We start from the raw sequence: 13,756 nt of genomic DNA, 5'->3' as shown, positions 1-13,756 counted from the left end.
TCACCCCTTGACGGCGCCGGAGGTCAACCCGGCGACGATCCGACGCTGGAAGAACAACACGAAGAGGATGATCGGGATGGTGATCACCACCGCGGCGGCGGCGATCGACCCGGTCGGGTCCTCGAACTGCGAGCTGCCGGTGAAGAACGACAGCGCGACCGGCACCGTGCGGGACGCCTCGGTGGAGGTCAGCGAGATCGCGAACAGGAAGTCGTTCCAGCAGAAGATGAACACCAGGATGGCCGTGGTGAACACGCCCGGCGCGGCCAGCGGCGCGATGACCCGGCGGAACGCCTGACCCGGCGTCGCGCCGTCCATCTTCGCCGCCTTCTCCAGCTCCCAGGGGATCTCGCGGAAGAACGCCGACAGCGTGTAGATCGCCAGCGGCAGCGCGAACGTGATGTAGGGCAGGATCAAGCCGGGCCACGTGTCGAACAGGCCGAGCCCGCGCTCGATCTCGAACAGCGGTGAGACCAGCGAGATCTGCGGGAACATCGCGATCAGCAGCGACACCCCGATGAGCAGGCGCTTGCCGGGGAAGTCGAGCCGGGCGATCGCGTAGGCGGCCATCGTGCCGAACACGACCGCGACGGCGGTGGCGATCAGCGCGATGCCGATCGAGTTCACCAGCGCGCGGACGAACTCCGTGGTGGAGAAGATCGTCTTGTAGTTGTCGAACGTCCACTCGCGCGGGATGAAGTTGCCGTCGCCCAGGGTTTCCTTGGTCTTGAACGACAGCGACACGATCCACAGCACGGGGAACAGCGCGTACACCACGACCAGGACGTTGAGCACGGTCCAGCGCGCCTTGCGGCCCGTGGTCACGGCTCCGCCGATGCCGGCCATCAGCGCCTCCCCCCGCCGTCGCCGCCGGGAGCGGCGGTGCCGAACAGCTTCACGAACACGAACGCGATGATCGCCACCGCGATGAAGATCAGCACCGACATGGTGGAGCCGATGCCGAGGTTCAGGCCTTTGATCAGGTTGTTGTAGGTCAGCATCGACACCGACGACGTGCCCTGCGAGCCCGCGGTGAGCACGAACAGGTTGTCGAAGATGCGGAACGCGTCGAGCGTGCGGAACAGCAGCGCCACCAGGATCGCGGGCTTCATCACCGGCACCATGACCTTGGTGAACCGCTGCCACGCCGTGGCGCCGTCCATCGCGGCGGCCTTGAGCAGGTCGTCCGGCACCAGCGCCAGGCCCGCCATCAGCAGCAGCGCCATGAACGGCGTGGTCTTCCAGATCTCGGCGAGCGTCACCACCATGATCGACGGGATCTTCTCGGTCAGCACCGGGTCGCCGCCCGCGACCGTCTCGGCCAGGTAGCCGGTGCCGGGCGTCCACGCATAGCGCCACGAGAACGCGGCGACGACCGTGACGATGCCGTACGGGATCAGCGTGGACGTGCGCACGATGCCCCGGCCGACCAGCGTGCGGTGCATGATCAGGGCCAGCGCCATGCCCAGCACCAGTTCGACCGCGACGGACACCACCGTGATCAGCACCGTCACCCACATGGCGTTCCACCAGTACGGGTTGGACAGCACGGTGACGTAGTTCTCCAGGCCGACGAACTCGGTGCGGTCCGGGAACTTCAGGTCGTAGCGCTGCAGCGACAGCCAGACGGAGTAGATGATCGGCCAGCCCGCGACCGCCGCCATGATGAGGATCGCGGGCGCGCACAGCAGCAGGCCGAGTCGGCGTTCGGCCTTCTTGCCCTCGCTCAGCGCGGCTTTCGCCTTGGGCGACAGCTTCGAGTCGGCGGCGGTGGCGGTCGGGTCGGCGTCGGCGGGTTCGGCCGGTGGCCTCAGCGCGTGGCTCACGGCAGGACCCCCTTCGAGTCGAGCGCGTCCTGCAGTTCGGTGCGCAGCCGATCCGCCGTGCGTTGCGGGTCGATGTCCGCGGGCGGCGACAGGATCGTCGAGATCACCGTCGAGACGTTCTGGTACGCGGGGGTGCTCGGGCGGGCGCTCGCGCTGCGCAGCGTCTCCAGGATCGCTTCCTTCATCGGGTACGGCTCGGCCATCTCCGGGTCGTCGTAGACCGCTTCGATGGTCGGCGGCACGCCGTCCTTGATGGCGGCGAGCTTCTGGCTCTCCGCGCCGCGCAGGCACATCACCGCGTCGAACGACTGGTCCGGGTGCTCGCTGAACGCGCTGACGGCGAAGTTGATGCCGCCGACGGTGACCTTGGACTCGCTGCCGTCGATCGACGGGTAGGGCGCCCACTTGAGGTTCGGCGCGAGTTCGGGGACCTTCTGCGCGGCGGCGTAGACGTACGGCCAGTTCAACATGAAGGCCGCCTCGCCGCTCTCCATGGCCAGCCGCGCGTCGTCCTCGGCGGCGTTGGAGAACGACGGGTCGACCACGTCCGACGTGGCGAACTTCTTCAGCACCTCCAGGGCCTTGACCGCGCCGTCGTCCACCACGGCCTTGGTGCCGGTCTCGTCGAGGATCCGGCCGCCCGCGGTGTTGACCAGGGTGTTGTAGAGCACGACCAGGCCCTCGTACTGCTTGCCGGTCGCCTCGACCAGGCCAGGCTTGCCCTGTTCCTTGAGCCGCGAGGCCATCTCGATCATCTCGTCCCACGTCTTCGGCGGTGTGGGGACGAGGTCGCCGCGGTACCAGAGGAGCTGGACGTTCGTGTTGTCCGGAGCGCCGTACAGCTTGCCCTCGTAGCGGGCGGTCTCCAGCGGCGTCTCGAGGGTGCCTTCCTCGACCTCGGACTTGGCCGCGCCGGTGAACTCCCTGATCCAGCCGGCCTTGGCCAGCTCCGCGGTCCACGTGACGTCGAGCCCCAGCACGTCCATGCCGGTGTCCTCGGCGGCGAGCCGGCGGACCATCTGCTCGCGCTGGCCGTCCGCCTCGCGCGGCAGCTTGTGGTAGACGATCCGGTAGCCGTCGGCGGACGCGTTGCAGTTGTCGACGATGGTCTGGAAGTTCTCCTGCGGGTACTTGTAGACGTTGATGGTGATCCCGCCGTCACCCGAACCACAGCCCGCCAGCACGGACGTCGCGATCAGCGCGGCGCCCCCTGCGGCGGCCAACCGATGACCCTTGCCCCTCATCGGTCCTGCCTCCTTCCCGACAACGGAGGAGCCAGACCGCAGCGCCCGGCACCTCGTCGTGCCCCACCGGTCGGCCGTTAGGCCATCCGGTGGAACGAACGTAGGCCCGGTGATCAGGTGCCGCAACCACCGGAGCCCGGAAGGGCCTTACCCGATGGTGTCGAAGTTCAAACGTCAGTCTTTCTTGGCGTCCGAGGGTCGCAGGGCGAGCTGGGCGAGCAGGTCACGGCCACGCTCGGCCGAGCGGGGCTGGCACAGCACGTCGTACCGGCCGGCGACGAGCTGGCTGGCGCTCTGGAAGTCCCTCTTGCCGCGCGCCGAGCCGTAGCCGACGGCGGCGAAGATGAGGCCGAAGGCGATGCCGACGACGAGGCCCGCGACGATCGGCCCGAGGCTCGCGTCGGGGCTCGTGTTGAACAGGCTGAGCAGGACGCCGACGAACAGGCCGAACCACGCGCCGGACGCCGCGCCGGTGCCGAGCACGCGGCCCCAGGTGAGCTTGCCGGTGACGCGTTCGACGAGCATGAGGTCGACGCCGACGATCGTGACCTCCTGGACGGGGAAGTCGCCGTCGGCCAGGAAGTCGACCGCGCGCTGCGCTTCCTCGTAGGTGCTGTACGAGCCGATGGGCCAGCCGGTGGGCGGGGTGGGCAGGCGGGGCGGCACCCCGGGTCGGTTCTGGCCGGAGAAGGAACTCGTCACGGTGACCACCTCTTCGCGGTGCTGATCCACCCCATCCTGCCAACAGCGGGCGACCAGCGCGAAACGGGTTCGCGGGAAACTGACGCGAACGTGATGTGGGCGCTTGTCGCAGCACCACGCCGCAACGCTACGCCGTCGCGTCACGGCAGGCGGCGACCCGGCGGTCGAGGGCCACCGGGCAGTCCGGCGACCCGGTGGTCGCGAGCCACCAGGCAGTTCGGCGACCCGGCGGTCGCGAGCCACCGGGCAGTCCGGTGGCCCGGCGGTCGCGAGCCACCGGGCAGTTCCGGCGACCCGCGACGTGCTCCGGTTTCGCGGGTGGGTCAGCCCCGGGACTGGTAGTCGCGCAGGAGACCCCGGCTGATGATGGTCTTCTGGATCTCGCTGGTGCCCTCGCCGATGAGCAGGAACGGCGCCTCGCGCATCAGGCGCTCGATCTCGTACTCCTTCGAGTACCCGTAGCCGCCGTGGATGCGGAACGCCTCCTGCGTCACCTCGGCGCAGTACTCGGACGCGATGAGCTTCGCCATGCCCGCCTCGACGTCGTTGCGCGCGCCGGAGTCCTTCAGCCGTGCCGCGTTGACCATCATCAGGTGGGCGGCCTCGACCTTGGTCGCCATCTCGGCCAGCTTGAACGCGATGGCCTGGTGCTCGACGATCGGCTTGCCGAACGTCTTGCGCTGCTGGGCGTACTCGATGGCCAGCTCGAACGACCGCAACGCGATGCCGCACGCCCGCGCCGCCACGTTCACCCGGCCGACCTCGACACCGTCCATCATGTGCCGGAAGCCGTTCCCGGTAGTGCCGCCCAGCACCTGCTCGGCGGGGATGCGGAAGCCGTCGAACACCATCTCCGTGGTGTCGACGCCCTTGTAGCCCATCTTGTCGATCTTGCCGGGGATGGTGAGGCCGGGTGCGACCTCGCCGTAGCCCTCGGGCTTCTCCACCAGCAACGCGGTCAGGTTCCGGTGCGCCTTCTCCGCGCCCTCGTCGGTCTTCACCAGGACGGCGGTGAGGTTGGACGTGCCGCCGTTGGTCAGCCACATCTTCTGGCCGTTGACGATGAAGTCGTCGCCGTCGCGCGTCGCGCGCGTCCGGATCGCGGCCACGTCGGAGCCCAACTCCGGCTCGGACATGGAGAACGAGCCGCGCACCTCGCCGGTCGCCATCCGCGGCAGGTACGTCCGCTGCTGGTCGGGCGTGCCGTGCTGCTTGAGCATGTGCGCCACGATGAAGTGGGTGTTGATCACCCCGGACACCGACATCCAGCCGCGCGCGATCTGCTCGACCACCAGGGCGTAGGTCAGCAGGGACTCGCCGAGCCCGCCGAACTCCTCGGGGATGGTGAGCCCGAACAGGCCCATCTCCTTCATGCCCTCGACGATGTCGGTCGGGTAGGTGTCGCCGTGCTCGAGCGCCTGGGCGTGCGGGATGATCTCCTTGTCCACGAAGGTGCGAACCGTCGACAGGATCTCCTCCTGGACGTCGGTCAGTCCTGCGGTCCGGGCCAGGCGCGCCATCGCGTTTCCCTTCGTAGCTCTCGGGTTACCGGCGAGTATGGACCGGTTAACGCGCGTTCGCGTCACGAAGGTGCTCATCGCCACCCGCTGAACCGAAACAGCGGGTTAGCCTGTGCGCCCGCATCGACCGCCAGGGGGACCGAGATGTCGCAGCCGTACTACCAGCAGCCCGGCTACTACCCGCCGCCGAGGCGCACCAACAGCCTGGCGATCGCCGCGCTGATCACCGCGGTCCTGTGCGCACCGGTGGGGATCGTGCTCGGCGTCGTGGCGCGCAAGCAGATCCGGCAGACCGGCGAGGACGGCTGGGGCCTGGCGACCGCCGGTCTGGTCGTCGGCGTGGTGTTCACCGTGCTCTGGGTGCTGGCGTTCGTGCTGTGGGTCGTGCTGGCGGTGTGGCTGTACCGGGAGATCGGTGATCTGCCGGTCCCGCGCTGACCTCTCCGGTCAGGAGGCGCGCAGCTCCAGCTCGCCGCCGCAGTGCCGGCACACGTCGGCGAAGACGTGGACGTCGTGCGAGCAGGCGGGGCACGGCCGGAAGCTGCGCTCGATCAGGTCGTCGCGGCGGCGCTGGAACAACCGCCTGCGCGGGGTGCGATGTCTGGACACGCCGACCACCATGCACAGGCGGCCCCCCATGATCGCCAATCCCGACCCCGACTTGTGTGAATGCTCACCGGCGAGGCCACCGTCCGTGACCTCACCGGCACAGCGTGCCACCCTCGACGCCCGCTCCACAATGGACACAAGGCACTACTCGTGACGACGGACCGGAACGGAAGCACGAGACACGAGGCTGCAATTAGCAGCGTGGCCACACATCGTGGCCTCACTCGAAGCTGACGATCATGCGTCCACGCAGCCGCATTGAAGGATCGTCAGCCTTCCAGGCTGCGTCACGTTCGCGCGACTTCAGAACATCGCCGCAGTAGCCGACGAATCCTCGTCTTACGTTGAGAATTACTCACCTTACGCGCCTTTGTTCACGTTTTACGTCTCCTGTTACAGTGCTGGAGGAAGATAGCGAACCAAGGTGGATTTATATGGCAAACGAGCGCACCGCCCCCATCGATCACCCGGACATCCTTACAGCCATGGAGGCTGCACACCGCGAGGCAGCCGCGGTCGGCGGGAGGATCTTTCCCTGCACGGTTTTCAAGCAGGGCGACAGGACCATGGTTTCGACCGCGTTTCCGAACCAGTTCATCAAGAGACAGGTCGTCGCCGACTCTGCCATCAAGGGCAACAGCCCCAGGGACAGCCTGAACCGCCCGTTAATGCCGGACCACGCGAAGTCCATTAAAGAGTACGTCATCACCAATAAGGATGACTACATTTTGCCACCGGTCACCTTGAACGTGGACAAGCACCCATCGTTGCACGTTCAGACCAGTCCAGGGGCGCCGACCCGCCTAGGCTATCTCGTGGTGCACGACGCCACTCGCTTCTTCGTCACCGACGGCCAGCACCGCATCGCCGCGCTCGCCGGCTATCCGTCGGGCCGCTCCATCGCGGCCGGAGCCCTGGATGAAGTACCGGAGCTCCAGAACGATGCGATGGCAGTGCTGATCGTCATCGAAACCGATCGCACACGCATCCAGCAGGACTTCGCCGATGCGGCGCAAACCAAGCAGATTCCGCCTAGCCTGTTGGCCGTCTACAACACGCGCGAGCCGGTCAACAAGGTCCTTGCGGCGATCACTTCCCGGTCCAAGCTGTTCGAGGGCCGTATCGACGAAAGCTCCAAGACGCTCCCGAAGCTCTCACAGCACGTTTTCCTGCTCAACCAGGTTCGCGGCTTCGTCAAGGAGCTTCTATTCGGCGACTACGCGATGAGCGAGGACAGCCTGACCCGGCAGGCAACACAGCGTATCGGCAGTTCCGAGGCTCAGGACGAGTTCGTCCAGGAGGCACTGGCGCTGCTCGAAACCTTGACCGCGAACATGCACCCGTGGTCCACCATCGTCAGCCTGCCGCAGCGCGGTGGAGTTGCAAATCAGATCCCCGATTTCCGTGCCCAGTACGTGAACATGACCGCGACCGGGTTGAACATCATCGGCCGCATGGGGTACGAGATCGGAAAAGAACCGTCCGAGGCCGTACGGCTCGCGCGCTACGTCGATCTCGCGCAGAAGATCGACTGGCGGCGGGACGCCAAGATCTGGGAAAACAACATCATTTCAACGGACAACAAGATTTCGACCCAACGGGGTCCGGTCAACGCAGCCGCCGGCGAGGTCCGGAAGGCGCTCGGCATCTAGACGCTATGCGCCGGTCGACCAAAGTGATTTCGGTCGACCGGCACCGCGCAGTGCTTCCTACGAGTACTTCATTCCCAACCTCGGGTATCCACACCGACGACCGGCCCACCGTCGGTCGCCGCAGGAAGTCAGTCCTCCGGCGGCGACCACACGTCCGTGCGGGTCATGCCGGCGGCGCGCCCCTTGGACGAGATGACCAGGGCCATCTTGCGGGACGCCTCGTCGATCATCTCGTCGCCGAGCATCACCGCGCCGCGCTTGCCACCCGCCTCGGACGTGAAGTAGTCGTACGCGTCGAGGATGTTCTCGGCGTGGTCGTAGTCCTCCTGCTTCGGGCTGAACACCTCGTTCGCCGCGTCGATCTGACCGGGGTGCAGCACCCACTTGCCGTCGAAGCCGAGGGCCGCCGACCGACCCGCCACCCGCTTGAACCCGTCCACGTCGCGGATCTGCAGGTACGGGCCGTCGATCGCCTGCTTGTCGTGCGCACGGGCCGCCATCAGGATCTGCATCAGGATGTAGTGGTACGCGTCGCCCACGTCGTAGCCCGGCGGCTGCTCGCCCACGACCAGCGACTTCATGTTGATCGACGCCATGAAGTCGGCCGGCCCGAAGATGATCGTCTCGACGCGCGGTGACGCGGTGGCGATCGCGTTGACGTTGATCAGGCCCAGGGCGTTCTCGATCTGCGCCTCGATGCCGATCCGGCCGACCTCGTAGCCCATCGTCTTCTCGATCTGGGTCAGCAGCAGGTCCAGCGCGTGCACCTGCTCCGCCGTCTGCACCTTGGGCAGCATGATGCAGTCCAGGTTCGCCCCCGCGCCCTCCACGACCTCGGTGACGTCGCGGTACGTCCACTCGGTGGTCCAGTCGTTGACCCGGACCACCCTGGCGCGCGAGCCCCAGCCGCCCTCGTTCAACGACGCCACGATGGTCTTCCGCGCGTCCGGCTTGGCCAGCGGCGCGCACGCGTCCTCCAGGTCGAGGAACACCTGGTCCGCGGGCAGCGTGCGAGCCTTGTCGATCATCTTCTGGCTCGATCCGGGCACGGCCAGACACGAGCGACGGGGACGCTGCTGGTCGACCACTGTGAATACCTCCTCGTACCGGCCGGTAACTCCTGTTGTGCGAAGGGTGGCACGCACGCGTACCGCCCGCTATTTCGTGAGTCCCGGCTCACAGGCTCGTGGCAGGCTGAACCGGTGGAGATCGAGCAGGTGCTGGACAACGCGCTGCGCAAAGCCGCCGCGATCTGGGTCAAGCCGTCCGGTCACGAACCGAGGCTGGTGTGGGCGCTGTGGCGCGACGGCGCGGCGCTGGTGGTGGTCGGCGGCACGGAACAGGTGGTACCGGGGCTGGCGGACGGCGTCGCCTGCACGGTGACCGTCCGCTCCCCCACCACCCACTCGCACCTGGTCGACGCCCCCGCGACCGCACGCCTGACGGAACCGGACGACGACACCGCCAAAGCGCTCGAAGCGGCCCGGCTCAACACCCGACCGGTGTGGGACTCGGTCTACCGCCTGGAGTTCGCGTGATCACCGTCCCCGACGACTTCGCGCTCACCCTCGGCGAGGGCGCGCTGGCCTGGCGCACCACGCTGCCCTCCCTGGCCACGAAGTTCTGCGCCCGCTGGTCCCTCACCCCGGACGGCCCCCTGCTCAACGGCCACGTCGCCGTCGTCCTCCCGGTCCGCCGCGCCGACGGCCACCCGGCCGCGCTCAAGCTCACCTGGCTGGACACCGAGACCCGGCAGGAACCCCTGGCACTGGCGAAGTGGCGCGGCAAGGGCGTGGTGGACCTGCTGGACCACGACGACGAGCACGGCGCGCTCCTCCTCGAACGCCTCGACCACACCCGCACGCTGAACCACGCGCCGATCGAGGAGGCGCTGGCCGTCACCGGCGGGTTGCTCCGCCGACTGGGCGTCCCGGCCGGCCCGGAGTTCCGCCGGCACGTCCCGGGCGACCTGGTCGAGGAGAACGCCGCACTGGGCGGAACGGTGCCCGACGCGTTCGTCCGACTGGCCCTGGACTTGGGCCGTTCGCTCGCCGGAACCGCCGCCGACACGCTCGTCAACGAGGACCTGCACTACGAGAACGTGCTGCGCGGCGACCGCGAGCCGTGGGTGATGATCGACCCGAAACCGCTCGCCGGCGACCCCGAGTTCGGCGTGATCCCGTTGCTGTGGAACAGGTTCGGCGAGCTGGACGGCGAACGCGGCCTGCGCGACCGGTTCGCCGCGCTGTGCGACATCGCCGGCCTGGACGTCGGGCGCGCCCGTGCGTGGACGTTCTACCGCGCGGTCGACAACTGGCTGTGGGGCCTCGACGTGGGCTCGGCCGACTCGGCCGCGAGGTGCGCGGCCATCGCCCGCGCCCTGCACCCCTGACCACCCGTCCACAGTGGAACGCAGCGGCGGGCCGCCCGGCGGACTAACCTGATCACGTGGTCGCCGTGAACCGGGTCTTCGCCGCTCAACTAGCCGGGCTGCCGGTGTTCGGGCCCGACGGCGAGTCCATCGGCAAGGTCCGTGACCTGGTCATCGGCCTGCGCGTGGACCGCCAGCCGCCGCGCGTCCTCGGACTGGTGCTGGAACTGGCCACCCGCCGGCGGATCTTCGTGCCGATGCTGCGGGTCACGTCCATCGAACCGAACGCGGTCACGCTCGCCACCGGTTCCGTCAACCTGCGCCAGTTCCACCAGCGCACCAACGAGGTCCTGGTGGTCGGCGAACTGCTGGACGCCCGCGTCACGCTCGCCGACGGCCGGGCCGCGGTGCTGGTGGACGCCGCCATGGAACCCACCCGCACCCGCGACTGGCGGATGACCAGGGTCGCCGTCCGGGAGCGCACCGGGCGGCTGGCCAGGCGCGGACCGGTGCAGGTGCTGCACTGGGAGGACCTGACCGGGCTGTCGGTGACCGAGTTGGCGGGCCAGCCGCAGGGCGCTCAGCACCTGGTCGCGGTCTTCGAGACGATGCGCGCGGCCGACGTGGCCCTGGCCCTGCACAGCCTGCCGTTCAAGCGCCGCTACGAGGTGGCCGAGGCGCTGGACGACGAACGGCTCGCCGACGTGATCGAGGAGTTGGGCGAGGAGGACCAGAAGGACTTGCTGACCTACCTGGACGACGAGCGCGCCGCGGACATCCTGGAGGCGATGGACCCGGACGACGCCGCCGACCTGCTGTCCGAGCTGCCCGAAGGCGAGAAGGACCGGCTGCTGGAGCTGATGGAGCCCGAGGAGTCCGAGCCGGTCCGGCGGCTGCTGGAGTACAGCTACGACACCGCGGGCGGGCTGATGACGCCGGAGCCCGTGGTCCTTGCGCCGGACGCGACCGTGGCCGAGGCGCTGGCGCACGTGCGCAACCCCGACCTCACGCCCGCGTTGGCCAGCATGGTGTTCGTGTGCCGCGCGCCGACCGCGACGCCCACCGGGCGGTACCTGGGCTGCGTGCACATCCAGCGCCTGCTCCGGGAACCACCGTCCAGCCTGGTCGCGGGCGTGCTCGACCTCGACCTGGCCACGTTGTCGCCGAACGCCTCGCTGAGCGACGTGACCCGCTACTTCGCCGCGTACAACCTGGTCTGCGGGCCGGTCGTGGACGAGAGCGACCACCTGCTCGGCGCGGTCACCGTGGACGACGTGCTGGACCACCTGCTGCCGGCGGGCTGGCGCGAGACGGGGCTGACCCATGCCTGAGCTGCTGCCGCGCCGACGGCTCGACCAGCCGCGCACGGAAGGCCGGTTCCGGCTGTCGCTCGACCCGGAGGCGTTCGGGCGGTTCTCCGAGCGGCTGGCCCGGTTCCTCGGCACCGGGAAGTTCCTGTTCTGGCAGACGCTGCTGGTGATCGTGTGGATCACGCTGAACCTGTTCGCGGTGGCGCTGCGCTGGGACCCGTACCCGTTCATCCTGCTCAACCTGGCGTTCTCCACCCAGGCCGCGTACGCCGCGCCGCTGATCCTGCTCGCGCAGAACCGGCAGGACGACCGTGACCGGGTGTCGCTGGAGGAGGACCGGGCGCGGGCCGCGCAGACCAAGGCGGACACCGAGTACCTGGCCCGTGAGCTGGCCGCGCTGCGGATCGCCGTCGGCGAGGTGGCGACCCGCGATTACCTGCGCAGCGAGCTGGAACGCGTGTTCCGCGACCGGAAGCGCACTGGGAAAGAAGGCAAGGACTCCGGCAAGGGCGCGGCGAAGGGCACGGCGAAGGGGGACGTGCCCTCGTCCTGAGTCAGGTCGGGCCAGGTCAGGTCAGGGTCGGGCCAGGTCAGGTCAGGGTCGGGCCAGGCCTGGTCAGGCCGGCTCAGGTCAGGGCTCAGCCGTGCCGAGCCGGTCGCACGTCCGGCCGAACGACTCCAGCTCGCTGTGGTCGAAAGCCTCGGCGAAGTGCCGCGCCACGCCCGTGAGGTGCGTGCCGGACGCGGTGCGCAGCCGGTCCAGCCCCTGCGCGGTGAGCACCGCGACCACGCCGCGCCCGTCGCCGTCGGCGCGTTCACGCAGCACCAGGCCGGCGCGTTCGAGGCGGTCGACCAGCCTGGTCACACCGGAGCGGGACAGCAGCACGGCGTCCGCCAGCTCGGTCATCCGCAGTCGGTACAGCGGCGCATCGGCGAGCTGGACCAGGACGTCGTAGGCCGCGAGCGACAAGCGTTGCTCGGCGATCAGTTCGGCTTCCAGGATCCGAGTGAGCCTCGCGTGCGCCCGGAGGAAGGATCGCCACACCCCCAGCTCGGTACGGGTGGGCAACCGGGTAGATCCGGTTTCCGGCACGGATACCGATGTTACGGAAAGCACGCGAACGACTTCCCGTTGCCCCCTGAACCGAGGTGACCGACCGGTAGCTTGGAGGTGCACCGCCCTCCGTAGCATGGAGGTCCCACCACATCTCCCGAAGGCGTTCCCAGTGACTCTTCCCTCCGTTGACGACGTGCAGAAGGCGTTGGCCGGTGTGCAGGACCCGGAGATCCGGCGCCCCATCACCGACCTCGGCATGGTCAAGGGCGTCGTGGTCGGTGACGACGGGGTCGTGGACGTGGCGGTGTTCCTGACCGTCTCCGGCTGCCCGCTGCGCGACAAGATCACCGCCGACGTGACGGCCGCGGTGTCCGCGCTCGACGGTGTGACCGCTGTCCGCGTCGAGCTCGACGTGATGAGCGACGCGCAGCGCACGGAGCTGCGCAAGTCGCTGCGCGGCGGCGTCGAGGAGCCGGTGATCCCGTTCGCGCAGCCCGGTTCGCTGACCCGCGTGTACTGCGTGGCGTCGGGCAAGGGCGGCGTCGGCAAGTCGTCGGTGACGGTGAACCTGGCCGTGGCGATGGCCGCGCGCGGCCTGTCCGTCGGTGTGGTGGACGCCGACATCTACGGCCACTCGATCCCGCGGATGCTCGGCACGGACGCCAAGCCGACCCAGGTCGAGAAGATGATCATGCCGCCGCAGTCGCACGGCGTGAAGCTGATCTCCATCGGGATGTTCACGCCGGGCAACACGCCGGTCGTGTGGCGCGGCCCGATGCTGCACCGCGCGTTGCAGCAGTTCCTGGCCGACGTGTTCTGGGGCGACCTGGACGTGCTGCTGCTCGACCTTCCGCCGGGCACCGGTGACATCGCCATCTCGGTGGCGCAGCTCGTGCCGAACGCGGAGATCCTGGTCGTGACGACGCCGCAGCAGGCGGCGGCCGAGGTCGCCGAGCGCGCCGGCGCCATCGCGTTGCAGACGCGGCAGCGCGTGGCCGGCGTCATCGAGAACATGTCGTGGCTGGAGCTGCCGGACGGCTCGCGGATGGACGTGTTCGGCGCCGGTGGCGGGCAGGCCGTGGCCGACTCGCTCACCCAGGCCGTCGGCGCGGACGTGCCGCTGCTCGGCCAGGTGCCGCTCGACCCGCGGCTGCGGGAGCAGGGCGACTCGGGCACGCCGATCGTGCTGGCGCACCCCGACTCGGCCGCCGGCCAGGTGCTGACCGCCGTGGCGGGCAAGCTGTCGACCCGGTCGCGCGGGCTCGCGGGGCGGTTGCTGAACGTCACCCCCGCCGGACGCTGACACCGAGCGTTCCACCCGGCGCATTTCCCACTCCGGATGAATTACCGGAAACCGCTCATCGGACCACGATCGTTCCCAGGGGTGCGGACACCCCCGGGAACGATCAGGTTCGACGCGCGCGCAGGCACCGCACGAGTGAATGCGTTTCTGCGCGGAACACGA

General features: G+C 68.8%; 15 protein-coding genes. 7 read left to right on the top strand and 8 right to left on the bottom strand.

Features of this window, described 5'->3' with window-relative positions:
* From OQ02_RS20535 to OQ02_RS20515, 5 genes are all read right to left on the bottom strand, one after another.
* The gene (locus OQ02_RS20535) at positions 1-846 is read right to left on the bottom strand and encodes a carbohydrate ABC transporter permease (RefSeq protein ID WP_033440117.1); all 846 of its coding nucleotides are present in this window, start codon (positions 844-846) and stop codon (positions 1-3) included.
* Positions 846-1,754, bottom strand: a complete 909-nt coding sequence (locus OQ02_RS20530) for a carbohydrate ABC transporter permease (RefSeq protein WP_231500136.1) — start codon at positions 1,752-1,754, stop codon at positions 846-848. The genes OQ02_RS20535 and OQ02_RS20530 overlap by 1 nt, the downstream gene beginning before the upstream one ends.
* Positions 1,755-1,822: 68 nt before the next feature.
* Positions 1,823-3,070 carry an ABC transporter substrate-binding protein gene (locus tag OQ02_RS20525; RefSeq protein WP_033440115.1) on the bottom strand — a complete coding sequence of 416 codons (1,248 nt, stop codon included), beginning with the start codon at positions 3,068-3,070 and terminating at the stop codon, positions 1,823-1,825.
* A gap of 174 nt (positions 3,071-3,244) precedes the next feature.
* Positions 3,245-3,772, bottom strand: a complete 528-nt coding sequence (locus tag OQ02_RS20520) for a general stress protein (protein ID WP_033440178.1) — start codon at positions 3,770-3,772, stop codon at positions 3,245-3,247.
* 323 nt (positions 3,773-4,095) lie between these two features.
* Positions 4,096-5,292: an acyl-CoA dehydrogenase family protein gene (locus OQ02_RS20515; protein ID WP_033440114.1), complete on the bottom strand. Its 1,197-nt coding sequence runs from the start codon at positions 5,290-5,292 to the stop codon at positions 4,096-4,098.
* Between the two features lie 144 nt (positions 5,293-5,436).
* Here OQ02_RS20515 and OQ02_RS20510 point away from each other — a divergent pair, with 144 nt between their 5' ends.
* Positions 5,437-5,730: a DUF4190 domain-containing protein gene (locus tag OQ02_RS20510; protein ID WP_051772574.1), complete on the top strand. Its 294-nt coding sequence runs from the start codon at positions 5,437-5,439 to the stop codon at positions 5,728-5,730.
* Between the two features lie 9 nt (positions 5,731-5,739).
* On the opposite strand, the gene OQ02_RS43895 is transcribed toward OQ02_RS20510, so the two are convergent.
* Positions 5,740-5,901 (bottom strand): hypothetical protein, encoded by a 162-nt coding sequence (locus OQ02_RS43895; protein ID WP_156077169.1) that lies wholly within the window; start codon positions 5,899-5,901, stop codon positions 5,740-5,742.
* 434 nt (positions 5,902-6,335) lie between these two features.
* Here OQ02_RS43895 and OQ02_RS20500 point away from each other — a divergent pair, with 434 nt between their 5' ends.
* Positions 6,336-7,553 carry a DNA sulfur modification protein DndB gene (locus tag OQ02_RS20500; protein ID WP_033440176.1) on the top strand — a complete coding sequence of 406 codons (1,218 nt, stop codon included), beginning with the start codon at positions 6,336-6,338 and terminating at the stop codon, positions 7,551-7,553.
* A 128-nt stretch (positions 7,554-7,681) separates the two neighbouring features.
* Here OQ02_RS20500 and OQ02_RS20495 read toward each other — a convergent pair whose 3' ends face one another.
* Positions 7,682-8,641, bottom strand: a complete 960-nt coding sequence (locus OQ02_RS20495; RefSeq protein ID WP_033440112.1) for an HpcH/HpaI aldolase/citrate lyase family protein — start codon at positions 8,639-8,641, stop codon at positions 7,682-7,684.
* Positions 8,642-8,755: 114 nt separating this feature from the next.
* Between OQ02_RS20495 and OQ02_RS41110 the strand changes: the two genes are divergently transcribed.
* From OQ02_RS41110 to OQ02_RS20475, 4 genes are read left to right on the top strand one after another with little or no spacing between them, the layout of a single operon-like run.
* Complete coding sequence (locus tag OQ02_RS41110; RefSeq protein ID WP_231500130.1) at positions 8,756-9,091, top strand: hypothetical protein; 336 nt, start codon at positions 8,756-8,758, stop codon at positions 9,089-9,091.
* Complete coding sequence (locus tag OQ02_RS20485; RefSeq protein ID WP_033440111.1) at positions 9,088-9,945, top strand: aminoglycoside phosphotransferase family protein; 858 nt, start codon at positions 9,088-9,090, stop codon at positions 9,943-9,945. Before OQ02_RS41110 ends, OQ02_RS20485 begins: the two co-directional genes overlap by 4 nt.
* A gap of 56 nt (positions 9,946-10,001) precedes the next feature.
* Positions 10,002-11,255, top strand: coding sequence for a magnesium transporter MgtE N-terminal domain-containing protein (locus tag OQ02_RS20480; RefSeq protein WP_033440110.1), 1,254 nt, complete (start codon positions 10,002-10,004; stop codon positions 11,253-11,255).
* Positions 11,248-11,787: a DUF1003 domain-containing protein gene (locus OQ02_RS20475; protein ID WP_033440109.1), complete on the top strand. Its 540-nt coding sequence runs from the start codon at positions 11,248-11,250 to the stop codon at positions 11,785-11,787. Before OQ02_RS20480 ends, OQ02_RS20475 begins: the two co-directional genes overlap by 8 nt.
* A 78-nt stretch (positions 11,788-11,865) precedes the next feature.
* On the opposite strand, the gene OQ02_RS20470 is transcribed toward OQ02_RS20475, so the two are convergent.
* A complete protein-coding gene (locus tag OQ02_RS20470; RefSeq protein ID WP_033440108.1) occupies positions 11,866-12,327 on the bottom strand; it encodes a MarR family transcriptional regulator in 462 nt (153 codons plus the stop codon).
* Positions 12,328-12,460: 133 nt separating this feature from the next.
* Between OQ02_RS20470 and OQ02_RS20465 the strand changes: the two genes are divergently transcribed.
* The gene (locus OQ02_RS20465) at positions 12,461-13,594 is read left to right on the top strand and encodes a P-loop NTPase (RefSeq protein WP_033440107.1); all 1,134 of its coding nucleotides are present in this window, start codon (positions 12,461-12,463) and stop codon (positions 13,592-13,594) included.
* Positions 13,595-13,756: the final 162 nt, after the last annotated feature.

It is taken from the genome of Saccharothrix sp. NRRL B-16314 (assembly GCF_000716595.1).
In the GTDB taxonomy this organism is placed as follows: Bacteria; Actinomycetota; Actinomycetes; order Mycobacteriales; family Pseudonocardiaceae; genus Actinosynnema.
Note: the sequence above shows the minus strand (reverse complement) of the source record. Positions and strands in the feature narration are given on the sequence as shown.